Genomic DNA, 23,229 nt, shown 5'->3' with positions numbered 1-23,229 from the left:
GTCGACCAGCGTTTCGGTGAACACCTTGCTGACGACGTTGGCTTTCCTGGGGACCTCGATCGCCCGTTCCGCTTGGCCTTCGTGTGCGGAACGGGCTACAGAAAAGAATAGAAACAGCGGAATGGAATCTTGCGCTCGGCCCAGTAATCGGCCGCGTCGCGGAAGATGTCGAGCAATTGCTCCCGGGCTTCGGCGTCGAACTTGCCGAACGCCGGAATCTGCTCGAGCACCACCACGAAGCCTGGCTGGGGGCCGGACTTGTGCAGGGGGTCGGTCATGCAATCGTAGAGCGCGTCGAAGTTCTTGCCGAAATGCGGCGGAAAAGTGAACTGCCGGGCGATCGCTTCGAGCACTTCGGGCTTGGACTGCGCGTGCGCCAGATTGGCATACAGGAAGTGAAAGCCGAGACGCACGGCCGTGGCCTGCAGATCCTGGGCACGGAAGGCGCGAATCGACTGAACGATGTTGGTCCGTACGCCGCGCAGCAGATGGTGGTCGGCAGCCACGGCCGAACTGGCCTCGGCAGGTTCGCTGGCCTGCGGCGCGGCAGGGTTATGGACGGTACCGGTGCTAGAGCGCAATTTTTCGATAGCTAGCATAGTGGTCACTGGTGTAGTAGCAGGCATCTGGTGTACGAGGTCGCCCCCCGCAGACAATTCTTCTGGCGCCCCGGGTGCGGACACCGGGCGTACGGACCGTGTACTCACGGTAGTACCCACGCGGATGTATCGGGAGGAGGCGTTCACGATTGCCAAACACGCTGCCGTCCTTGTCATGAGGAAACGGCCCCCCGGCCAGGATCAGCGCGAATGTGTCACGCGCCGGGCGGGGCAAATCGGCGAGCGGGGTCGCACGTTCGCTGGCCGCCGGTCGGTCGGGGAGGGGTTCTCGCGCATGCCCTGAAATGGGGCATGTCATCAGAAGCACCATCAATAAGCCAGTGAGTCCTAACTTATTGACAAACGCTTGCAGCATGGTGTCTTTCGCCTAGCACAGTCTCGGGTTAACCCGCAATTCAAGGGCGTAAGTGTGCGCGATATCTGCACAAAAAGCAAGCGACTGCTTAATGTTTAAGCAGTCGCTTGCTGAAGTGTGTCATGAAGACGCCGCATACGGGCGTTTCCCGCGGTCGAATGCACCTGGATGGTGCGCCCTCGACCGGGTCGGGCTCATTTCTGAACCGTGTTGGCCTCGGCAACGGTCAGGGCCGTCATGTTGACCAGGCGGCGCACCGTCGCGCTGGGCGTGAGGATGTGCACCGGCTTGCCGGCACCCAGCAGCACCGGGCCGATGGCGATGTTGCCGCCGGCTGCCGTCTTGAGCAGGTTGTAGGCGATGTTGGCGGCGTCGATGTTGGGCAGAACCAGCAGGTTGGCACTGCCCGTGAGCGTCGATTCGGGCATCAGGCGATTGCGCGCCGGGGCATCGAGAGCCATGTCGCCGTGCATCTCGCCGTCGACTTCCAGCCACGGGGCCTGGGCCTGCAGCAAGGCCAGGGTTTCGCGCATCTTGATGGCGCTCGGCTGGTTGCTGCTGCCGAAGTTCGAATGCGACAGCAGTGCGGCCTTGGGCTTGATGCCGAAACGCATCATTTCCTGGGCGGCCATGATGGTGATCTCGGTCAACTGCTCTGCCGTCGGGTCGTAGTTGACATGCGTGTCGACCAGGAAGATCTGGCGCTCGGGCAGCATCAGCCCGTTCATGCAGGCATAGGTCTTGGCGCCGGGCGCGTGGCCGATGACCTGATCGACGTAGGTCAGGTGCATGTTGGTCACGCCCCAGGTGCCGCAGATCATGCCGTCCACATGGCCCTTCTGCAGCAGCATCGAGGCGATCAGCGACAGGCGACGGCGCATCTCGATCTTGGCCATGGGCGCCGTGATGCCCTTGCGCATGGTCATGGCGTGGTACGAGTGCCAGAAGTCGTGATAACGCTCGTCGTAGTCGGTGTTCACGACGTCGTAGTCCTTGCCTTCCGACAGGCGCAGGCCGAACTGGGCGATGCGCTTGGCGATGATGGCGGGGCGGCCGATCAGGGTCGGGCGGGCGATGCCTTCGTCGACCACGATCTGGGCCGCGCGCAGCACACGTTCCTCTTCGCCCTCGGCATAGGCCACGCGTTTGTTGGTCGCGCTCTTGGCCGCCGTGAAGATGGGCTTCATCATCGTGCCCGAGGCGTAGACGAAGGATTCCAGCTTCTCGCGATAGGCGTCCATGTCGGTGATGGGGCGCTGGGCCACGCCGCCGTCGATGGCCGCCTGGGCCACGGCCGGTGCGATCTTCATCATCAGGCGCGGATCGAACGGCTTGGGGATGATGTATTCGGGACCGAAAACCAGCGGTTCGCCCACGTAGGCCGCCGCCACCACTTCACTCTGCTCGGCTTCGGCGAGTTCGGCGATGGCGTAGACGGTCGCGACCTCCATCTCGTCGGTGATGGTGGTCGCCCCCGAATCCAGCGCACCGCGGAAGATGTACGGGAAACACAGGACGTTGTTGACCTGGTTGGGGTAGTCCGAACGGCCGGTGGCGATCACGGCGTCGTCCCGGACGGCCTTGACGTCCTCGGGATTGATCTCGGGATAGGGGTTGGCCAGTGCCAGGATCACCGGCTTGGCGGCCATGACCTTCACCATCTCGGGCTTGAGCACGCCGCCGGCCGACAGGCCCAGGAAGACATCGGCGCCGTCGATCACCTGCGCCAGCTTGCGCAGTTCGGTGGGCTGGGCAAAACCCTGCTTGTCCGGGTCCATCAGCTCGGTGCGGCCTTCGTAGACCACGCCGGCCAGGTCGGTCACCCAGATGTTCTCGCGCGGCAGGCCGAGCTTGAGCAGCAGCTTCAGGCAGGCGAGCGCAGCGGCGCCGGCGCCCGAGGTCACGAGCTTGACCGTGCGGATGTCCTTGCCCACGACCTTGAGGCCGTTGATGATGGCTGCGCAGACGACGATGGCGGTGCCGTGCTGGTCGTCGTGGAAGACCGGAATCTTCATGCGCTCGCGCAGCTTGCGCTCGACATAGAAGCAGTCGGGGGCCTTGATGTCCTCGAGGTTGATGCCGCCGAAGGTGGGCTCGAGCGCCGCGATCACGTCGACCAGGCGGTCGAGGTCGTGTTTTTCATCGACTTCGATGTCGAAACAGTCCAGGCCGGCGAACTTCTTGAACAGGACGCCCTTGCCTTCCATCACCGGCTTGGAGGCCAGCGGACCGATGTCGCCCAGGCCCAGCACGGCGGTGCCGTTGCTGATCACGGCCACCAGGTTGCCGCGGTTGGTGTAGCGGTAGGCGTTGACGGGGTCCTTGACGATTTCTTCGCAGGGAGCGGCCACGCCGGGAGAGTAGGCCAGAGCCAGATCGTGCTGGTTGGTCAGTTGTTTGGTCGCATTGGTTGCGATCTTGCCGGGACGCGGAAACTCGTGGTATTCGAGTGCGGCGCGGCGGAGTTCGGCGCGTTTGTCTTCACTGCTGACAGTCATGGGGTCACGTTCTCCACAAGCAGGGCGATCGGCGAGATATCGTTGCGCCCGGGTAAGTAAGATTCTGTTGGGAAAAGCATTGTAGGCCGCGCGACAGTGCTTCCAGATTTGCTGCGATGCAGCAAAATGCATGCAGATGATGGAAAATTCTGTAAACATCACGATACGACCGATGGCCGAGGCCGATCTGGGCGAGGTCTCGCGCATCCAGGCGCTGGCCTACGGCGCGGATTTCCTCGAGGCCGACGCCGTCATTCGCCAGCGCTGGCAGGTCTCGCCGCATACCGCGTGGGTGGCCTGCACCGAAGGGCGGGCCGAGGGTTACCTGGTGGCCTACCGCAGCGCATGGGGGTGCATCACGTCTCTGCACGGGGCCTTCGAGCCCGAGCCGGCCGGAGACTGCCTGTATGTGCACGACCTGGCCCTGGCGCCCGCACTGGCGGGGCACGGCGTGGGCCGGCGGCTGGTGGCGCGTGCCTGGCAGGCGGGTGTGGAGGCCGGTTGCCGCCTGACGGCGCTGGTGTGTGTCCAGCAGGCGGGGGCGTTCTGGCGGCGGCTGGGATACGAGACGGCCGTGCCGGCCGATGGGGCCATGCAGCGCCTGTTGCAAGGGTATGGCGATGGCGCCTGCTACATGCACCGCAGGTTGCCGCAGGAGCACGCGGGAAGCCCCGGCGTTGCCGGCAACGGGGCCCCTGTGCAGCCTGTCGGGGATCGTTGATACGCGGGTAGCCTGAACAGGGTGGGGCAGCGCAGAGCCTTCGCCGGTGTCGATGGCCATGTCGTGCAAGGCAGGGCCTCTCGCTCGCGGCGGCCCGCCGCTCTCAGGCCTGGCCGGTGGCTGCCGGCCGGGCGGACGAGGCGGGCAGCACGACCACGAAGCTGGCGCCGCCACCCGGGCGGTCTTCGCAGGCGACCTGGCCGCCATGCCGCTCGGCGATGGACTTGACGAGCGACAGCCCCAGGCCGACGCCGCCATGGCGCTCGCTGGCACCGGGCAGGCGATAGAACGGTTCGAAGATCCGGGTCTTCTGGTCGTCGGGTACGCCCGGTCCCTGGTCATTGACCCGGAACTCGATGCGTCCATCCGGCAGCCGGTGCAGCGACGCCGAGACCGGCAGGCGTTCGCCGTCGCCTTCCTCGCCCAGATGGGATTGTTTGGATTGGCCGTAGCGCAGGGCGTTTTCCAGCAGGTTGCGCATCAGCCGGCGCAGCAGCTTGGGGATGCCGTCGACCTCGGCCGCATCGGCCACCAGATCGATCTGCAGGCGTGCACACTCTTCGGCAGCCAGCGCCGTGAGATCGAGCGGCACGGGCGTGCCCAGATCGGCCACCTGTCCGCCGAGGCGGCTGGCGAGCAGGATTTCGTCGATCAACTGGTCGAGCTCCTGGATGGAGCGCGAGAGTTCTTCGCGCAGGCCCTCGTTGGCGCTGTCGTCCATGAGGGCCAGCCCCATGCGGATGCGCGTCAGCGGTGAACGCAGTTCGTGCGACGCATTGGCGAGCAGGGATTTATGGGAGGTCACGAGTGCCTCGATTCGTTCTGCGGAATGGTTGAAGCGGCGTGCCAGGAACGCGATTTCGTCGCCGCCACGGACCTGTACACGGGCGCTGAGGTCGCCTTCACCCCATTTCTCGACACCCCGCTGCAGCGTTTCGAGACGCCGCGTGAGGTGGCGCACGATGGGGTAGGTGGCCAATGCCACGGCAATGGCCACCAGCGTCAGGGTCCACGTGAAGCCGAAGGGCGGCTGGCGCCAGAAGCCGCCGCCGCGCGGCGGGCGGGGCAACTGCACCATCACGGTCTGCCCGTTGCTCAACTGCGCCGGGATCTCCAGACCGTGGAAGCCCGGGCGGGGACCCATCGCACCCGGGCGGGGCGGCCCGGGCGGCCCTCCGCCGCCCATTTCTTCTTCTTCGGCCGGCGGCGGCGGACGCACCCCGCGTCCGATGAGCATGCCCGATGTGTCGCGCAGGATCACCTCGCGCACCGGCGGCTCGGAGGCCAGTTGCCAGGCCCAGCCGACCAGCAGGGAGAGCACGGCCACGGCCAGCACGACGGCCAGCCAGAGGCGCAGGTAGAGTTTCTGGGTGAGTTGCCGCAGGGGGCGGGTGGCGAAAGCGTCCATCGATGAGGGTAGGGGCCGGTCGTGTCAGGGATCAGGTTTGCTGGCGGGCGAAGACGTAACCCACGCCGCGGACCGTGAGGATGCGCTTGGGGTTTTTCGGATCCTCTTCGATCGCGGCGCGGATGCGGCCCATGTGCACGTCGATCGAGCGGTCGAAGGCCTCGAGTTCGCGGCCCCTCACGGCCTCCATGATCTGGTCGCGGGTGAGCACGCGTCCCGCGCGCTCGGCCAGGGTGACCAGCAGATCGAACTGGTAGGAGGTCAGCTCGCAGGGCTTGCCGGCCACCGTCACCGTGCGGGCGTCGCGGTCGATCTCCAGCGAGCCGAAGGCCAGCAGGGTCGTGGTGGGCGCCGTGGGTTCGCTGCGGCGGCGCAGCACGGCCCGGATGCGGGCCAGCAGTTCACGTGGCTCGAAGGGCTTGGGCAGGTAGTCGTCGGCCCCGATCTCCAGGCCGATGATGCGGTCCATGGGGTCGCCCTTGGCCGTCAGCATGAGCACGGGGGTGCGGGCGAGTTCGCCGGGCAGGCTGCGGATCTGGCGGCAGGTCTCCAGCCCGTCGATGTCGGGCAGCATGAGGTCGAGAATCACCAGATCGGCCCGGCTGTCCTGCAATTGGGCGAGGCCGGCGGTGGCCGTATCGGTGTGGGTAAAGCCGAAGCCCGACTTCCGCAGGTATTCACCGACCATCTGGGCCAGGCGGGAGTCGTCTTCGATCATCAGCAACTGTTGAGTCATGCGCATGATGCTGGGCGAGGCGCGGAAAGTCCGGTTGTCGCATCCGTAAAGTTAAGTAAACCCGGTCGTGTCATGGCGTATCGGCGGCCCGTCTGGCGTCCTGGCGGGCTGCCAGCCAGACCAGCAGCAGCACCGGCAGGCCCAGCAGCGCCGTGCTGTTGAAGAAGGCTGCGTAGCCGTGGGCATCCACATAGACCCCGGAGAAGCCGGCCAGCCACTTGGGCACCAGCATCATCATGGAGGAAAACAGGGCGTACTGGGTGGCCGAGTACTGGATATTGGTCAGGCTCGAAAGATAGGCGATGAAGGCGGCCGAGGCGATGCCGCCCGAGAGGTTGTCCGCCGAGACCACCCACACGAGGGCATGCACGTCGTGCCCGCGGCCGGCCAGCCAGGCGAACATCACATTCGTGCCGGCCGACAGCACGGCCCCCAGCATCAGCACCCGCATGACCCCCAGCCGCATGGCCAGCGCGCCGCCCACGAAAGCGCCGACCAGCGTCATGACGATGCCGTAGACCTTGGTGACGGTGGCGACCTCGCCTTCGGTGTACCCCATGTCCACATAGAACGGGTTGGCCATGATGCCCATGACCACGTCGCTGATGCGATAGGTGGCGATCAGCGCCAGGATGAGCGCGGCATGCCAGCGGTAGCGCCGGATGAAGTCGGCGAAGGGCTGGACCAGGGCGCCGTCGAGCCACTCGGCCACGCTGTGGGCCGGCGGGTGCGGCTTGGCGGGCGGCTCGGGCGAGAGCAGCGTGGTGGCAATGCCCAGCAGCATGGACCCGGCCATCACCGCATAGGCCTTGGACCACGCCGAGGCCTGGTAGGCCCCGGCACCGCTGTCGGCACCCAGGGACTGGGAGACCAGCCACAGTGCACCGGCGCCCGCCCAGATCATGCCCAGCCGGTAACCGGTCTGGTAGGTGGCGGCCAGCGCGGCTTGCTTGCGGGCCTCGGCCGATTCGATGCGGTAGGCGTCGAGCGCGATGTCTTGCGTGGCCGAGGCCAGGGCCACCAGGAGCGCGCACCAGACCAGCGGGGCCAGTGCGTGTTCGGGCGGGTTGCTCGCCATGCCCAGCAGGCCGGCTGCGACACCGCATTGCGCCAGCAGCAGCCAGCTGCGGCGCCGGCCCAGCCAGCGGGTGAGCCAGGGGATGGGCAGCCGGTCGACCAGCGGCGCCCAGCACCACTTGAACGCATAGACCAGCCCGACCCAGGACAGAAATCCGATGGTGGCCCGGTCGATGCCGGCCTTGCGCAGCCAGAACGACAGCGTGCCCAGCACCAGCAGCAGCGGCAGGCCGGCCGAGAAGCCCAGCAGCACCATGCGCAGGCTGGCCGGCTCGCGGTAGATCTTCAGGCTGGCCAGCCAGCCGCGCAGTCCGCCGGCGGTGCTTTGCAGCGGCGGCGCCACAGGGGGCTCGGTCGTCGGGCTCGGCGTGTCGGAGCGGGGCAGGGGCCGGGAGGATTGGGGCATGGGCGTCAGGAGGCGAGAAGCCGCAGGGCGAAGGCAGGACCGCTCATCAAGAAACGCAGGAGCTTCTGCGCAAAACGCATAAACAAATGATCAATCTGTCGTTTGTTGAATAAGAAGCTGGATCTAGCATACCTGCAGTCATAAGCGATGGTCCAGATTGACCGTCGCATCCCCACAGTTTCTCTCATCCGGAGCATATCCATGTCACTGCGTCGTTTGATTCTGGCCACCGTGGCCGGCCTGGCCCTCAGCACCCAGCTTCATGCTGTCGAGATCATCAATGTGTCGTACGACCCGACGCGCGAGCTGTACGACCAGTACAACAAGTCGTTTGCTCAGTACTGGAAGCAAAAGTCCGGTCAGGACCTGACGATCAAGAACACCCATGGTGGATCGACCAAGCAGGCCCGTTCGGTCATCGACGGCGTCAATGCGGATGTGGTCACCCTGGGTCTGGCCCCCGACGTCGATGCACTCGTCACCCATGGCGGTCTGGTGCAGGCCGACTGGCAGAAACGCCTGCCCCTGAACTCGGCGCCCTACACCTCGACCATCGTGTTCCTGGTCAAGAAGGGCAATCCCAAGGGCATCAAGGACTGGGGCGACCTGTCCAAGTCCGGTGTGGCCGTGATCACGCCCAATCCCAAGACCTCGGCCGGCGCCAAGTGGAACTACCTGGCGGCCTGGGAATATGGCCGCCGCCACTTCAACGGCGATGCCGGCGCCAAGGAATTCGTCACCAAGGTCTACGGCAATGTGCCGGTTCTGGACTCTGGCGCACGCGGCTCCACCATCACGTTCACGCAACGCGGCGTGGGCGACGTGCTGCTGGCCTGGGAAAACGAAGCTTTCCTGGCGCTCAAGGAGTTCGGCAGCGACAAGTTCGAGATCGTGGTGCCCAGCGTGAGCATCAAGACCGAACCGACGGTCGCCGTGGTCGACAAGAATGTCGACCGCAATGGCACCCGTGAAGTCGCCACCGAATACCTCAAGCATCTGTATTCCGACGAAGCGCAGGACCTGATCGGCAAGAACTTCTACCGCCCGACCGGCGAGAAGGCCGTCGCCAAGTACGCGGCCCAGTTCCCCAAGCTTGAGCTGGTGACCATCGACGGCGCCTTCGGCGGCTGGCCCAAGGCCGACAAGACCCATTTCGTGGATGGCGGCACGTTCGACCAGATCTACCTGAAGAAGTGATGCTGCGCCGCGCTGCCAGTCGCTGACCATGAGTTTGCCTCCCTCTTCGTTTGCCGCGGCTTCGGCCGCGGCCTCTCCGTTGCACGGCGGGCCGCAAGGCCGTGTCGTGCTCAAGCGCCGGCGTGTCCTGCCTGGTTTCGGCCTGACGCTGGGCTTCTCGCTCCTCTACCTCGGCTTGCTGGTGTTCATCCCGCTGGCCGCGCTGTTCTTCAAGGCCTCGGGCCTGAGCTGGGGCGAGTTCGTCACCGCGGCGTTTTCGCCGCGCGTGATGGCCTCGTACCGAGTCACCTTCGGCAGCTCGCTGTTTGCCGCGGTGATCAACCTGTTCTTTGGCCTGCTGGTGGCCTGGGTGCTGGTGCGTTACCAGTTTCCGGGCAAGAAGATCGTCGATGCGCTGGTCGACCTGCCGTTCGCACTGCCCACGGCCGTCGCCGGCATCGCCCTGACGGCCTTGCTGGCTGGCAATGGCTGGATCGGCCAGTACCTGGAGCCTCTGGGCATCCAGTTGGCCTACAAGCCCGCCGGCATCGTGGTCGCACTGATCTTCATCGGCTTGCCTTTTGTCGTGAGAACGGTGCAACCCGTGCTCGAGGATGCCGAAAAAGAGCTCGAGGAAGCCGCAGCGAGCCTGGGCGCGACCCGGCTGCAGATCTTCGTCAAGGTGCTGCTGCCGACCATCGCACCGGCCCTGCTGACCGGTTTTGCCATGGCGTTTGCGCGCTCGGTGGGTGAATACGGCTCGGTGGTCTTCATCGCGGGCAACATGCCCATGGTGTCGGAAATCACGCCGCTGCTGATCCTGGTCAAGCTCGAACAGTTCGACTATGCCGGCGCCTCCGCAGTGGCCGTGGTGCTGCTGATCGTGTCCTTCATCCTGCTGCTGATCATCAACGGCCTGCAGGCCTGGCAGCGTCGCCTAACCGGGGGGAGTACCCAATGAGCGGCATCGTTTCTTCGGCCATCACGGCGCCGCGCAACGGCCAGCGTGTCACGGCGGCCTCGGCCACCGAGTCGCCCTGGGTGCGGCGTACGCTGATCGGCCTGGCGCTGGTTTTCCTCACGCTGTTCCTGGTCCTGCCCTTGCTGACGGTCTTTGCCGAAGCGCTGCGCAAGGGCTACGAAGCGTATTTCCGGGCGCTCGACGAACCCGACGCGTGGGCAGCCATCCGCCTGACGCTGGTGACCGCACTGGTCAGCGTGGTCGTCAACCTGGTCTTCGGCGTGGCTGCGGCCTGGGCCATCGCCAAGTTCGAATTCCGCGGCAAGGCTCTGCTGACGACGCTGATCGACCTGCCGTTCTCCGTCTCGCCCATCGTGGTCGGCCTGGCCTTCGTGCTGGTTTTCGGCGCACAGGGCTGGCTCGGCCCCTGGCTGCTGGAGCACAACATCAAGATCATCTTCGCCGTGCCGGGCATCATCATCGCCACGGCTTTCGTGACCCTGCCGCTGATCGCGCGTGAACTCATTCCGCTGATGCAGGCCCAGGGCAACGACGAGGAGCAGGCGGCCATCGTGCTGGGTGCCAGCGGCTGGCAGACCTTCTGGCGCGTGACGCTGCCCAACATCAAGTGGGGCCTGCTCTACGGCGTGATTCTCTGCAATGCCCGCGCCATGGGAGAATTCGGCGCCGTCTCGGTGGTTTCGGGCCATCTGCGCGGCGAGACCAACACGATTCCGCTGCACGTCGAGATCCTGTACAACGAGTTTCAGATCCAGGCCGGTTTTGCAGTCGCCTCGCTGCTGGCCCTGCTGGCCCTGCTGACGCTGGTGATCAAATCCGTCGTGGAGTGGCGGCATGAACGCGAGCGCGCCGCGCTGGCCCATCTGCCCCCCGAGAACCCGAATCCCTGAGCCCGACCGGCCCGCCCCGAACTTCTACGCTGAATCATCATGAGCATCGAAATCCAGCACATCGACAAGCATTTCGGCAGCTTTCACGCGCTGCGCGATGTCAATCTGCACATCAACACGGGCGAGCTGATCGCGCTGCTCGGCCCGTCCGGTTGCGGCAAGACCACGCTGCTGCGCATCATCGCGGGGCTGGAGACGCCGGACACGGGCAGCATCCTGTTCTCGGGCGAAGACACCACCGACGTGCATGTGCGCGAGCGCAACGTGGGTTTCGTGTTCCAGCACTACGCGCTGTTCCGCCACCTCACGGTGTTCGAGAACGTGGCCTTCGGCCTGCGCGTCAAGCCGCGCGGCCAGCGGCCCAGCGAGGCGGTGATCCGCGACAAGGTGCACCGTCTGCTCGACCTGGTCCAGCTCGACTGGCTCGCCGACCGTTATCCGGCCCAGTTGTCGGGCGGCCAGCGCCAGCGCATCGCCCTGGCGCGTGCACTGGCCGTGGAACCCAAGGTGCTGCTGCTCGACGAGCCCTTCGGTGCGCTCGACGCCAAGGTGCGCAAGGAACTGCGCCGCTGGCTGGCCCGTCTGCACGACGAGGTGCATCTGACCTCGGTCTTCGTCACCCACGACCAGGAAGAAGCGCTCGAAGTGGCGGACCGCGTGGTGATCATCAACAAGGGCGTGATCGAGCAGGTCGGCACGCCGGCCGAACTGCTGGCCAAGCCGGCCAGCCCGTTCGTCTACCACTTCCTGGGCGACTCCAATCGCCTGCGCCAGGAGGGCGATCACGAGATCCTGTTCCGTCCGCACGACGTGCAGCTCTCGCGCCAGCCGCAGGACGGATTCCGGACCAGCGAAGTGCGCGACATCCGCCCGCTGGGCGCGATCACGCGGGTCTCGCTGCGTGTCGACGGGCAGGACGAGCTGCTCGAGGCCGAAGTGCCCCACGACGACCAGAGCCTGAGCGAACTGGGCCGCGGACAGGTGCTGTATTTCAGGCCCAAGGCCTGGCAGCCGGCCGAACCCCGCTGATCCGGTCATCGGAATACGGGATCGCCCCGGCTTGACAAGTCGAGACGGGGCGGTGCATGATGGCTTCCGCATGACCCACCGTACGCCCACCGCCCAAGTCCATGCCGCCCTGCGCGTGCAGGATGCGTTGCGTACGCGCCGCATGGTGCAGCTGTCTGCTGCCCTGCTATCGCTGTCCCTACTAGCCCTAGGTCTAGTTCAGTTGGCGGCGCGCGTCTAGTTTCCGGTTCATCCCTCTTCCCAGCAGCGTGTCGCACCCTTCGTGCCACACGCTTTTTTGTTTTCCGTCCGCCTTTCGACAACCACCCGTCCGATCATGAAGAATTCTCAGCAGCTCTCGGCCCACGTCCTGTGCCCCCGGCGACTATCGACCGGTCGCCTGGCCCTGACCGGTGGTTGCCAGGTGGCTGTCTTCGAGAGTGCGCACCGATGTGCGGCTCCCGGCCACGCCCGCTGACTTCTTTTTCCGATTTGCCTTTCGAGTTCCCATCATGACCATGCTCCAGAACCCTTCTACCAAGTACCGCGCCTTCGCCCCCATCCAGTTGACGGATCGCCAGTGGCCTTCGCGCGTGATCGACAAGGCGCCCATCTGGATGAGCACCGACCTTCGCGACGGCAACCAGTCGCTGTTCGAGCCCATGAACCGCGATCGCAAGATGCAGTTCTACAAGATGCTGGTGTCGATCGGCTTCAAGGAGATCGAGGTCGGTTTTCCTTCGGCCTCGCAGACCGATTTCGATTTCGTGCGTGAACTCATCGAGGACGGCCACATCCCGGACGACGTGGCCATCGAGGTGCTGACGCAGGCCCGCGAGGACCTGATCGAGCGCACCATCGAATCGTGCCGTGGCGCCAAGCGCGTCATCCTCCACGTCTACAACGCCGTGGCGCCCAATTTCCGCCGCATCGTGTTCAACACCGACGTGGCAGGCGTCAAGAAGATCGCCGTCGACGCCGCCACCCACATCAAGAAGGTGACGGCGCAGTATCCCGAGACCGAATGGGTCTACCAGTACAGCCCCGAGGTGTTCTCGACCTCCGAGCTGGAAGTGGTGAAGGAAGTCAGCGAAGCCGTGATCGACGTGTTCCAGCCCACGCCCGAGCACAAGATGATCCTCAACCTGCCGGCGACCGTGGAGTGCGCCACGCCCAACGTCTACGCCGACCAGATCGAATGGATGTGCCGCAACCTCAAGAACCGCGAGAGCGTGATCATCAGCGTGCACCCGCACAATGACCGCGGAACGGGTGTCGCCGCGGCCGAGCTGGCCGTGATGGCCGGTGCCGACCGCGTCGAAGGCTGCCTGTTCGGCAACGGCGAGCGCACCGGCAACGTCGATATCGTGACGCTGGCACTCAATCTCTACACCCAGGGTGTGCACCCCGGTCTCGATTTCTCGCGCATCAACGACATCGCCCGCACGGTGGAGGACTGCAACCAGTTGCCCATCCACCCGCGCCATCCCTACGTCGGCGATCTGGTGTTCACCGCGTTTTCCGGCAGCCACCAGGATGCCATCAAGAAGGGTTTTGCCGCCCAGAAGCCCGATGCCAGCTGGGATGTGCCCTACATGCCCATCGATCCGGCCGACCTGGGCCGTACCTACGATTCGGTGATCCGGGTCAACAGCCAGTCCGGCAAGGGCGGTATCGCCTATCTGCTCGAGTCGGTCTACGGTCTGGTGATGCCGCGCCGCCTTCAGGTGGAGTTCAGCGGTGCCGTGCAGCAGGTCACCGATGAAACCGGCCAGGAGGTCACGGCGCAGCAGCTCTGGGGCCTGTTCCAGAGCGAGTATGTGCAGGCCAAGGCCCCGTTCGCCTACAAGAGCCATGCGCTGAGCGACCGTGGCGACGAGCAGCACATCGTCGTCCACGCCACCCTGCACGGGCAGGACGTGCGTTTCGAAGGCGTGGGCAACGGCCCGCTCGATGCGTTGGTCCATGCGATCGGCCTGCCCGTCACGCTGCATCACTACGAGGAACGTGCCATGGGGCAGGGTGCCAATGCCACGGCCGTCGCCTATGCCGAAGTCGCGCGCACCGACACGGTCGGCAGCACGTTCGGCGTGGGCATGCATGCCAACATCCTGACGGCCTCCATTCAGGCGGTGGTCAGCGGCGTGAACCGGCTGTACGCACGCAGCGATGCGGCCGATCAGGCGCGTTTCTTCGACGCCCGACCCACCGAAGTGCAGGCGGCCTGAAGACCGCGGCAGGCCGAGCCGTCCGACCGATGGGGCCGGGCCGCCCGGGCTGTGCGGCCTGTCAGGCCAGCGAGCGGCCCAACTGGCGCAGGAAGTTCTCGCAGGCCTCGAGCTGGGCGATCTCGACGAACTCGTCGGGCTTGTGGGCCTGCTCGATGTGGCCGGGTCCGCACACCAGGGCCGGCACGCCCGCATTCTGGAACAGACCGGCCTCGGTGCCGTAGGCCACCTTGCGGGTCTGCTCGTCCCGCGTCAGGGCGCGCACCAGCCGAGTGATGGCTTCCTGCTCAGAGGCCTCGAGCGCCGGGGCACGGGCTCCACGCTGGATCTCGATCGAGGCGTCGGCGTGTTCGCGCCGCATGCGGGGCAGCAGTTCGTCCTTCACGTACTGTTCGATCTGCTGCTGGATGGTGTCGACCGGCATGCCCGGCAGATTGCGGAACTCGTAGCCGAACTCACACAGGTCGGGGATGGTGTTGACCGCGATGCCGCCGTGGATCTGGTTGGTCGTCAGGGTCGTGTAGGGCACGTCGTAGAAGGTGTCGAACGGTCCTTGCGACTGGTAGTGGTCCGCGATGTCGCGGATGCGGCAGATCAGCCGGGCCGCATGCTCGATCGCGTTGCAGCCGCGCGGCGTGAGCGAGGAGTGGGCAGCCTTGCCATGGACGCGGCAGCGGAACAGATTGACCCCCTTGTGGGCCACCACCACCTGCATGCCGGTGGGCTCGCCCACCACGCAGCCATCGGCACGAATGCCGCGCCGCTGGAGCTCGGCCAGCATCACCGGTGCGCCGACGCAGCCGATCTCCTCGTCGTACGACAGGGCCAGGTGGAGGGGTTTGCTGCGCGGCATCGCCAGGAACTCGGGCACCAGGGCCAGCGCGGTGGCGATGAAACCCTTCATGTCGGCCGCGCCGCGGCCATAGAGCCGGCCGTCGCGTTCGGCGAGCGCGAAGGGGTCGCTGGTCCAGGCCTGTCCGTCGACCGGCACCACATCGGTATGGCCCGACAGGACGATGCCGCCCTGGGTCGCGCCGTCTTGCGCAGGCAGCGTCACGAAGAGATTGGCTTTGTCGCCCGAAGGCGCATGCACGAGCTGGGGTGCCAGACCTTGAGCGGCGAGGGCGTCGCGCACGGTTTCGATCAGGGCCAGGTTGGAGTTGCGGCTGGTGGTGTCGAACGACACCAGTCTTTCAAGCCAGGCACGGGTATTCATGGAACGGCAGGGTCGGTCAAAACGGACAGTCTACGCGTCTGCCGGTCCGCGTGCTGGCGGCATGACGGCTCGCCACAGGCCCCCCGGGTGCCCCTTTTGTGGATGGACCGCCTGGGCTAGACTGAAAGGTCACAGAAGACCGACTTTCCAGGATGGACGCCATGAGACTCACCAGCACCAGTTTTGCCAACGACGCCACGCTGCCCGTCGAGTTCGCTTTCGGCAAAGTCGCGAGCGAGGGACATGTCGCGCTTTCGTCCAACCGCAATCCCCATCTGGCCTGGTCCGACGTGCCCGACGGCACCCTGTCGTTCGTGGTCGTCTGCCACGACCCCGACGTGCCCAGCCGGGGCGACGACGTCAATCGGGAAGACCGTGAAGTCCCCCACGACCTGCCCCGCGTCGATTTTTTCCACTGGGTGCTGATCAACCTGCCGGCCGACGCGCGCGAGATTGTCGCAGGCACGCACAGTCATGGCGTCACGCCGCGCGGCAAGAAAGGCCCCCGTCCCGATCTGCCGGTAGCCGATGGCGTGCGCCACGGTCTCAACGATTACACCGGCTGGTTCGCCGGCGATGCGGACATGAAGGGCGACTACTACGGTTACGACGGGGCCTGTCCGCCATGGAACGACAGCATCGTCCACCGCTACGTGTTCACCGTGTATGCGGTGGATGTGCCGCGGCTCGAGATCCCCGAGCATCATGCGCTGACCGGCGCCCAGGTGCTGGCGGCGCTGCAGGGCCATGTCCTGGCCGAAGCGGCTGTCACGGCCACCTACAGCCTCAATCCGCGTCTGGCCGGTTGAAGGCCGGTGTACCTGTGGCCCGCATCGATGCCGGCGCGGCAACACGAGGTCTCGAACCCCGCCGTATCGCCCGTTCAGAGGCGATCAGGCCGAACGGGTGAGAAAACGCACGGTCAGGCTGGCTCCCGGGCGGGCGGGATGGGCGCGTGTATCCTGGATGTCGACGCTGGCGCCATGCTGGCGTGCGATCTCGTCGACGATGGCCAGTCCCAGGCCCGACCCGTCGGCGTCGGTGCCCAGCGAGCGATAGAACGGTTGAAAGACCAATGCGCGCTCGGCGCGGCTGATGCCCGGTCCGTTGTCTTCCACGCGCAGCAGCAGCACGCCGCTGTAGGGGTCGGCCAGGACCCGTACGGTGACTACGCCGGGCTCTGAGCCGGATTCGGCTGCCGCACGCGAACCCCCCTGGGCCACCGGCGCCGTGTAGTTGATGGCGTTGTCGACCAGATTGCGCACGAGCTCCTGCAGCAGCGTCGGCTGTCCGATCAACTGGCCGCCTTCATCGCCGGGCCGAAGACCTTCGTAGCCGAGGTCGATGCGGCGCTCGAGTGCATGCGGAACCGAATCCTGGACGACTTCCATCGTCAGCTGTGCCAGGTCGATGGGCTGGCGCGAGACGCCGCGGCCGCTGCCCTCGGCGCGGGCAAGCGAGAGCAGCTGATTGACGGTGTGCGTCGCCCGGATGCTCGAGCGCCCGATCTGCTTGAGCGAGAGCTTGAGGTCCTCGGCGCTGGCATCGGCGCGCAGCGCCAGATCGGCCTGCATGCGCAGACCGGCCAATGGCGTCTTCAGCTGATGGGCCGCATCGGCCAGGAAACGTTTCTGGGTTTCGATGGAGCGGTTCAGCCTCAGCAGCAGGTCGTTGACTGCGCCCACCAGCGGCGCCACCTCCAGCGGGGCGATGGCATCGTCGATCGGGCTCATGTCGTCGGGTTTGCGGCTGCGGATGCGCTGTTCCAGCTCGTGCAGCGGACGGATGCCCCGCGCCAGCGCCAGCCAGACCAGCAGCACGGCCAGCGGCAGGATCACGAACTGGGGCAGCATGACGCCCTTGATGATCTCGCTGGCCAGGGCGGCACGTTTTTCGAGGGTCTCGGCCACCTGGACCAGGACCAGCCGGTCCGAGAAGGTGTCGGGCTTGAACCAGGCATAGGCGATGCGGACATCGGCCCCGTGCATCACCCCGTCGCGCAGCTGGATGGCGCCCGGTGCGGCGAGCTCGTCGGGGGTCGGGGCCGGGAACTGGCGGTCGCCGCTCACCCAGGTGCCGCGTGTGTCCTGGACCTGGTAGAAGACCTGATCGACGTTGTCCACGCGCAGCAGGGCCGATTCGGGCGCCAGTGTCAGGCGGAGCTGGTCGTCCTGAAGCCGCACCTGCCGGCCCAGATCGCGTACGTTGTGTTCGAGCGCGCGGTCGAACGGGCGTGCGGCGATGTTCTGTGCGACCAGCCAGGTCAGGGCCAGGCTGGCCGGCCAGAGGACCAGCAACGGCGTCAGCATCCAGTCGAGGATCTCGCCGAACAGCGAACGTTGCTCGCGCTTGAAGAACTTCATGGTGCGGATGACCGGGCGGGTGAGGGCGAATTCGACCGCCGAGGCGGCCGGAGCGCGTTCGCCAGCATACCTTGCGGCATGCCGTTGCGGCTCAAGCCGGCGCGGTTTCGATCTTTTCCAGGCAGTAGCCCAGGCCTCGCACGGTGGCGATGCGCACGGGACCGCGCTCGATCTTCTTGCGCAGCCGGTGGATGTAGACCTCGATGGCGTTGTTGCTGACTTCCTCGCCCCATTCGCAGAGGCGATCGACCAGTTGCTCCTTGCTCACCAGGCGGCCGGTGCGCTGCAGCAGGACCTCCAGCAGGCCGAGCTCGCGGGCCGAAAGCTCGACCATGCGGCCGTCCATGGTCGCCACCCGGCCGGCCTGATCGTAGGTGAGAGGACCATGCCGGATCACGCTGCTGGCGCCGCCCATGCCGCGCCGCGTGAGTGCCCGCACGCGCGCCTCGAGCTCTTGCAGCGAAAACGGCTTGGCCATGTAGTCGTCGGCTCCGTAGTCCAGGCCCTTGACGCGCTCGTCGACGCTGTCGGCGGCGGTCAGGATGAGCACCGGCAGGGTGCTGCCGCGGGTGCGCAGTCGCTTGAGCACTTCCAGTCCGTGCAGGCGGGGCAAGCCCAGATCGAGGATGAGCAGGTCGAATGCCGCATGGGTCATGAGGGCCGTGTCGGCATCAATCCCGTTCGGGACGTGATCGACGGCCGCACCGGAACTGCGCAGGCTGCGCAGCAGGCCGTCGGCCAGAACCTGGTCATCTTCCGCTATCAGGATACGCATCGTCGAAGTTTCCCTGGCCGCCATGGGGCCGCGACCTCAAGTCGCATCGTACCCCGTGGCGTACGCTTCCAGACCTAGGGCCACTACCGTGGCCACATCCGCGCCCACCTCTGCCTTGAACTCCTGTTCGGCCTGGGCCACGGCGCGCCTGAAACCGGCCAGCCATTGCAGACCGATATCGGTGAAGAGCACCTGCCTGGCGCGGGCGTCGCGCGGATCCGGTCGGCGCTGCACGAGGCCCCAGGCTTCGCACTGAGAGACCAGGTCGCCCATGGCCTGCTTGCTCATGCCGGCGCCGGCCGCCAGTTCGGTGAGCCGGGCGCCCGCAGGCGGCAGATGACGGGTGATGTGCACATGGGCTGCGCTGATCTGGGCGCGCGCGGCGAGGTTGGAGAGCGCCAGCGGCACCTCGTCGTCATGGGCCATGAGCGCCAGCACACGGGCATCGAAGCGGCGCATCGCATGACCCAGCCAGCGTCCCAGGTGAGTGGCTTGCCAGCCATCGTTGTCCGTATGCAGAGGAGAAGATGTGGGCATGCTCAATGATAAGGCAAACTGACTAAAAAAACGATTTACAGCAAGGTATGAATCCCTGAAACTACTGATCAAGCATCCAGACTGTATGCAGAACCATGTGAGACATGGCGTGGATGCAAGCCCCCTCTTTTCCCGACATCCAGCAAGGACACACCATGGACGCACCCGTCAACACCAGCGAAAAAGCCAAGGCTCTGCAAGCCGCTCTGGCCCAGATCGAACGCCAGTTCGGCAAGGGCACCATCATGCGGCTCGGCGAGGGCGAAGTGATCGAGGACATCCAGGTCGTCTCCACCGGCTCGCTGGGTCTGGACGTGGCCCTGGGCGTCGGCGGCCTGCCGCGTGGCCGGGTGGTCGAAATCTACGGTCCCGAGTCCTCGGGCAAGACCACGCTGACCCTGCAGGTCATCGCCGAAATGCAGGCCCAGGGCGGCCAATGCGCTTTCGTCGATGCCGAACACGCACTCGACATCCAGTACGCCCAGAAACTGGGCGTCAACCTGCAGGACCTGCTCATCTCGCAGCCCGACACCGGTGAACAGGCACTCGAGATCGTCGATTCGCTGGTGCGCTCCGGGGCCGTCGACCTCATCGTGGTCGACTCGGTCGCGGCGCTGACGCCCAAGGCCGAAATCGAGGGCGAGATGGGCGACAGCCTGCCGGGCCTGCAGGCCCGCCTCATGAGCCAGGCCCTGCGCAAGCTGACGGGTACCATCAAGAAGACCAACTGCATGGTCATCTTCATCAACCAGATCCGCATGAAGATCGGCGTGATGTTCGGTTCCCCGGAAACGACCACCGGCGGAAACGCGCTCAAGTTCTACGCCTCCGTGCGCCTGGATATCCGCCGCACCGGCACCATCAAGAAGGGCGACGAGTCCATCGGCAACGAGACCAAGGTCAAGATCGTCAAGAACAAGGTGTCGCCTCCCTTCAAGACCGCGGAGTTCGACATCCTGTTCGGCGAGGGCATCAGCCGCGAGGGCGAGATCATCGACATGGGTGTCAACGCCAAGATCATCGACAAGGCGGGCGCCTGGTATGCCTACCAGGGCGAAAAGATCGGTCAAGGCCGTGACAACGCGCGCGAATTCCTGCGTGAGAACCCCGTGCTGGCGCACGAGATCGAGAACAAGGTTCGCGATTCGCTGGGCATCCGGCCGCTGCCGGCACTGAGCCCGACAGCCGGCGAGGCCGGAGCACCTGCAGGCAAGGGCCGCAAGGCACCTGCCGCCGCTGCCGTCAAGGAAGAATAAGTCGAGACGCGCCGCCCCTCCATCCCTCTCACCCAGCGACAGGTTGTCTCGACACCATGGGCTTTGAACAGATTTCCCTCAAGGGCCGGGCGCTGCGTTACCTGGCGGGCCGCGAGCATTCGCGGCTCGAGCTGACCCGCAAGCTGGCGCCGCACGAGGCGCATCCGGGCGAGATCGAGGCCGTGCTCGATGAGCTGCAGGCCAAGGGCTACATCAGTGAAGCGCGTGTGGCGGCTTCGGTCGTGCATCGGCGTGCGCCCAAGCTGGGTACCGCGCGAGTCCGCCAGGAACTGCAGTCCAAGGGTTTGCCCCCCGAGCTGGTCGCGCAGACCGTGGCCGAACTGCGCCAGAGCGAACAGGCCCGTGCACAAGACGTGTGGCGCCGAAAATTCGATGCGCCGCCGCAGAACCCCCAGGAGACGGTCAAGCAGATGCGTTTCCTGATCTCGCGCGGATTCGCCCCCGATGTCGTGCGCCGGGTCGTCGCCGCGGCAGGGCAGACGGACGACTGACGTCGTCCGTTCCGCCAGCGGCCGCATCAGTCTTCGGCCAGACCCAGCATCAGCTTCAGGTTCTGAACGGCCGCGCCCGAGGCGCCTTTGCCCAGATTGTCCAGCCGAGCCACGGCCACGGCCTGGCGGTGTTCCTCGTTGCCGAACACGCGGACCTCGAGCTGGTTGGTGTCGTTGAGCGCCAACGCATCGAGCTTGCCCGAAGCCGGGGCGTCTTCCACCGTCACGTAGCGGGCGCCTGCATAGTGCTTGCGGTAGATGTCCAGCAACTGCGCCACCGTGGGGCGGCCCGGCAGCAGGTCGAGGTGCAGCGGCAATTCGACCAGCATGCCCTGGCGGAAGTTGCCCACGGCCGGCGTGAAGATGGGGCGGCGGCTCAGGCCGCTGTAGGCCAGGATTTCCGGGATGTGTTTGTGGGTCAGGCCGAACGCATAGGCCTCGTACAGCGGCGCTTCGTTCGCCTCGTACGCTTCGATCATGGTGCGTCCGCCGCCCGAGTAGCCGCTGACCGATGGCAGCGCCACCGGGAAGTCGGCCGGCAGCACGCCGGCCTGGATCAGCGGGTTGAGCAGCGCGATGGCGCCGGTGGCGTAGCAGCCCGGGTTGGCGACCCGATCCGCCTGAACGACGGCCTCGCGCTGGGCCGGCGAGAGCTCCGGGAAACCGTAGACCCAGCCCGGCGCGACGCGGTGAGCCGTCGAGGCGTCGATGATCTTGGGCTTGGCGCCCGGCAGCGCGTCGATCATGGCGACGGTCTCGCGAGCGGCATCGTCGTGCAGGCACAGCACCACCAGATCGACCGTGGCCACGATCTCGCGCTTGGCTTCGGGGTCCTTGCGGCGCGCGGGATCGATGCTCACGACTTCGAGTTCGGGCATCGATTGCAGTCGTTCGCGGATTTGCAGGCCGGTCGTGCCGGCTTCGCCGTCTATGAATATCTTGGGCATCGTTTCAGTCCTGTTGATGTCTGGCCGGGACGCCGGGCGTCACGGGTCCGGGCCGTCGCGTGGAACGGGCGCCGACACGCGTAAGCCGACGCGGCTGCGCCGGATTGTCGCTCTCTATTGTGACGGGCGATGGGTGGGTGTCGCTGCGGGCCGCAAAGTTCACCAATCCCGGGTACGCGTTTCCTCTCGCGCCGCAGCATGATACAGTTCGCAGTTGCCATGTCCATGAAGCGCGGCAAGCCCGTGAATACATGTGTTGGCGCTGGCCTCCCCGGAGGTCTTTCAGCCGTCAGCTGGGCAGCAGTCAGTGCCTGGCGCCCCCAAATAGAACTTCAACGAGAGACTTCATGAAGATTCACGAGTACCAAGGCAAGGAAATCTTGCGTCAGTTCGGGGTGCCTGTACCCCGTGGTATCCCTGCCTTCACCGTGCAGGAGGCCGTCGAGGCCGCCCAGAAACTGGGTGGACCCGTCTGGGTCATCAAGGCTCAGATCCACGCCGGCGGACGCGGCAAGGGCGGCGGCGTCAAGCTCGCCCGCTCGATCGACGACGTCAAGGCGCTGGCCACCGAGATCCTGGGCATGCAGCTGGTCACGCACCAGACCGGCCCCGAGGGTCAGAAGGTTCGCCGCCTCTACATCGAAGACGGCGCCGACATTCAAAAGGAATACTACGTCTCGGTCGTGACCGACCGCGCGACGCAGAAGGTGGCCTTCATCGCTTCCAGCGAAGGCGGCATGGACATCGAGGAAGTGGCTCACTCCACGCCCGAGAAGATCATCACCGAGTTCATCGACCCCGCCGCCGGCCTGGGTGACGAGCAAGCCAAGAAGATCGCCGACGCGATCGGCCTGCCCGCAGACTCCACCGCGCAAGCCGTCGACGTGTTCCAGAAGCTCTTCAAGTGCTACATGGACACCGACGCCTCCCTGGTCGAGATCAACCCGCTGAACCGCGACGGCAAGGGCAACATCATCGCCCTCGACGCCAAGTTCAACTTCGACCCGAACGCCCTGTTCCGTCACCCCGAGATCGTGGCTTACCGCGATCTGGACGAAGAAGATGCGGCTGAAGTCGAAGCTTCCAAGTTCGACCTGGCCTACATCAGCCTCGATGGCAACATCGGCTGCCTGGTCAACGGCGCCGGCCTGGCCATGGCCACCATGGACACCATCAAGCTGTTCGGCGGCGAGCCGGCCAACTTCCTCGACGTCGGCGGCGGCGCCACGGCCGAGAAGGTGACCGAAGCCTTCAAGATCATGCTCAAGAATCCCAACGTCAAGGGCATTCTGGTCAACATCTTCGGCGGCATCATGAAGTGCGACACCATCGCCACCGGCGTGATCGCAGCCTGCAAGGCCGTCAACCTCGGCGTGCCGCTGGTCGTGCGCATGAAGGGCACGAACGAAGAACTCGGCAAGAAGCTGCTGGCCGAGTCCGGCCTGCCCATCATCTCGGCCGACACCATGGCCGAAGCTGCGACAAAAATCGTCGCAGCCGTCAAGTAAGCACGCCGGA

At 65.8% G+C, this 23,229-nt stretch carries 21 protein-coding genes; 10 read left to right on the top strand and 11 right to left on the bottom strand.

What is annotated here, in order from left to right; all coding sequences use genetic code 11:
* Positions 1–95: 95 nt before the first annotated feature.
* From EC845_RS13115 to EC845_RS13105, 3 genes are all read right to left on the bottom strand, one after another.
* Positions 96–599, bottom strand: a complete 504-nt coding sequence (locus tag EC845_RS13115) for a barstar family protein (RefSeq protein WP_123298564.1) — start codon at positions 597–599, stop codon at positions 96–98.
* The gene (locus tag EC845_RS13110; protein ID WP_123298563.1) at positions 571–975 is read right to left on the bottom strand and encodes a ribonuclease domain-containing protein; all 405 of its coding nucleotides are present in this window, start codon (positions 973–975) and stop codon (positions 571–573) included. Before EC845_RS13110 ends, EC845_RS13115 begins: the two co-directional genes overlap by 29 nt.
* A 194-nt stretch (positions 976–1,169) precedes the next feature.
* Entirely contained in the window at positions 1,170–3,473 is a 2,304-nt protein-coding gene (locus EC845_RS13105; RefSeq protein ID WP_123298562.1) for an NADP-dependent malic enzyme, read from the bottom strand.
* A gap of 172 nt (positions 3,474–3,645) precedes the next feature.
* Here EC845_RS13105 and EC845_RS13100 point away from each other — a divergent pair, with 172 nt between their 5' ends.
* Positions 3,646–4,194, top strand: coding sequence for a GNAT family N-acetyltransferase (locus EC845_RS13100; protein WP_158615694.1), 549 nt, complete (start codon positions 3,646–3,648; stop codon positions 4,192–4,194).
* Between the two features lie 103 nt (positions 4,195–4,297).
* Here EC845_RS13100 and EC845_RS13095 read toward each other — a convergent pair whose 3' ends face one another.
* The 3 genes from EC845_RS13095 to EC845_RS13085 all read right to left on the bottom strand — a co-directional run bounded on the left by EC845_RS13095 (position 4,298) and on the right by EC845_RS13085 (position 7,821).
* On the bottom strand, positions 4,298–5,602 hold the full coding sequence (locus EC845_RS13095; RefSeq protein ID WP_123298560.1) for a HAMP domain-containing sensor histidine kinase: 1,305 nt from the start codon (positions 5,600–5,602) through the stop codon (positions 4,298–4,300).
* Positions 5,603–5,633: 31 nt separating this feature from the next.
* Entirely contained in the window at positions 5,634–6,338 is a 705-nt protein-coding gene (locus tag EC845_RS13090) for a response regulator transcription factor (RefSeq protein WP_123298825.1), read from the bottom strand.
* 70 nt (positions 6,339–6,408) lie between these two features.
* Positions 6,409–7,821: an MFS transporter gene (locus EC845_RS13085; RefSeq protein WP_123298559.1), complete on the bottom strand. Its 1,413-nt coding sequence runs from the start codon at positions 7,819–7,821 to the stop codon at positions 6,409–6,411.
* A 201-nt stretch (positions 7,822–8,022) separates the two neighbouring features.
* Between EC845_RS13085 and EC845_RS13075 the strand changes: the two genes are divergently transcribed.
* From EC845_RS13075 to leuA, 5 genes are all read left to right on the top strand, one after another.
* Positions 8,023–9,018 (top strand): sulfate ABC transporter substrate-binding protein, encoded by a 996-nt coding sequence (locus EC845_RS13075; protein ID WP_123298557.1) that lies wholly within the window; start codon positions 8,023–8,025, stop codon positions 9,016–9,018.
* Positions 9,019–9,046: 28 nt separating this feature from the next.
* A complete protein-coding gene (cysT, locus tag EC845_RS13070; protein WP_123298556.1) occupies positions 9,047–9,958 on the top strand; it encodes a sulfate ABC transporter permease subunit CysT in 912 nt (303 codons plus the stop codon).
* Entirely contained in the window at positions 9,955–10,869 is a 915-nt protein-coding gene (cysW, locus tag EC845_RS13065) for a sulfate ABC transporter permease subunit CysW (RefSeq protein ID WP_123298555.1), read from the top strand. The genes cysT and cysW overlap by 4 nt, the downstream gene beginning before the upstream one ends.
* 39 nt (positions 10,870–10,908) lie before the next feature.
* Entirely contained in the window at positions 10,909–11,898 is a 990-nt protein-coding gene (locus EC845_RS13060; protein ID WP_123298554.1) for a sulfate/molybdate ABC transporter ATP-binding protein, read from the top strand.
* 497 nt (positions 11,899–12,395) lie between these two features.
* Positions 12,396–14,105 (top strand): 2-isopropylmalate synthase, encoded by a 1,710-nt coding sequence (gene leuA, locus EC845_RS13055; RefSeq protein ID WP_123298824.1) that lies wholly within the window; start codon positions 12,396–12,398, stop codon positions 14,103–14,105.
* 61 nt (positions 14,106–14,166) lie between these two features.
* Here the strand turns inward: leuA and argE are convergent, their stop codons facing one another.
* Positions 14,167–15,321 (bottom strand): acetylornithine deacetylase, encoded by a 1,155-nt coding sequence (gene argE, locus EC845_RS13050; protein ID WP_123298553.1) that lies wholly within the window; start codon positions 15,319–15,321, stop codon positions 14,167–14,169.
* Positions 15,322–15,482: 161 nt separating this feature from the next.
* Between argE and EC845_RS13045 the strand changes: the two genes are divergently transcribed.
* Entirely contained in the window at positions 15,483–16,130 is a 648-nt protein-coding gene (locus EC845_RS13045) for a YbhB/YbcL family Raf kinase inhibitor-like protein (RefSeq protein WP_123298823.1), read from the top strand.
* 84 nt (positions 16,131–16,214) lie between these two features.
* Here the strand turns inward: EC845_RS13045 and EC845_RS13040 are convergent, their stop codons facing one another.
* The 3 genes from EC845_RS13040 to EC845_RS13030 form a co-directional block, all read right to left on the bottom strand.
* On the bottom strand, positions 16,215–17,684 hold the full coding sequence (locus EC845_RS13040; protein WP_123298552.1) for a sensor histidine kinase: 1,470 nt from the start codon (positions 17,682–17,684) through the stop codon (positions 16,215–16,217).
* Between the two features lie 91 nt (positions 17,685–17,775).
* Complete coding sequence (locus tag EC845_RS13035; protein ID WP_123298822.1) at positions 17,776–18,459, bottom strand: response regulator transcription factor; 684 nt, start codon at positions 18,457–18,459, stop codon at positions 17,776–17,778.
* Positions 18,460–18,495: 36 nt separating this feature from the next.
* Positions 18,496–18,996: a MarR family winged helix-turn-helix transcriptional regulator gene (locus EC845_RS13030; RefSeq protein WP_123298551.1), complete on the bottom strand. Its 501-nt coding sequence runs from the start codon at positions 18,994–18,996 to the stop codon at positions 18,496–18,498.
* A gap of 155 nt (positions 18,997–19,151) precedes the next feature.
* On the opposite strand from EC845_RS13030, the gene recA reads away from it, so the two are divergent.
* Positions 19,152–20,252, top strand: coding sequence for a recombinase RecA (gene recA, locus EC845_RS13025; protein WP_123298550.1), 1,101 nt, complete (start codon positions 19,152–19,154; stop codon positions 20,250–20,252).
* 56 nt (positions 20,253–20,308) lie between these two features.
* Positions 20,309–20,764, top strand: a complete 456-nt coding sequence (gene recX, locus EC845_RS13020; protein ID WP_123298549.1) for a recombination regulator RecX — start codon at positions 20,309–20,311, stop codon at positions 20,762–20,764.
* A gap of 26 nt (positions 20,765–20,790) precedes the next feature.
* On the opposite strand, the gene argC is transcribed toward recX, so the two are convergent.
* Positions 20,791–21,711 carry an N-acetyl-gamma-glutamyl-phosphate reductase gene (gene argC / locus EC845_RS13015; protein ID WP_123298548.1) on the bottom strand — a complete coding sequence of 307 codons (921 nt, stop codon included), beginning with the start codon at positions 21,709–21,711 and terminating at the stop codon, positions 20,791–20,793.
* A gap of 347 nt (positions 21,712–22,058) precedes the next feature.
* Here argC and sucC point away from each other — a divergent pair, with 347 nt between their 5' ends.
* A complete protein-coding gene (gene sucC / locus EC845_RS13010; RefSeq protein WP_123298547.1) occupies positions 22,059–23,219 on the top strand; it encodes an ADP-forming succinate--CoA ligase subunit beta in 1,161 nt (386 codons plus the stop codon).
* The last annotated feature ends 10 nt before the right edge of the window (positions 23,220–23,229 follow it).

Source organism: Comamonas sp. BIGb0124 (assembly GCF_003752175.1).
In the GTDB taxonomy this organism is placed as follows: Bacteria; Pseudomonadota; Gammaproteobacteria; order Burkholderiales; family Burkholderiaceae_C; genus Comamonas_F.
This window is presented reverse-complemented; position numbering and strand designations above follow the sequence as displayed.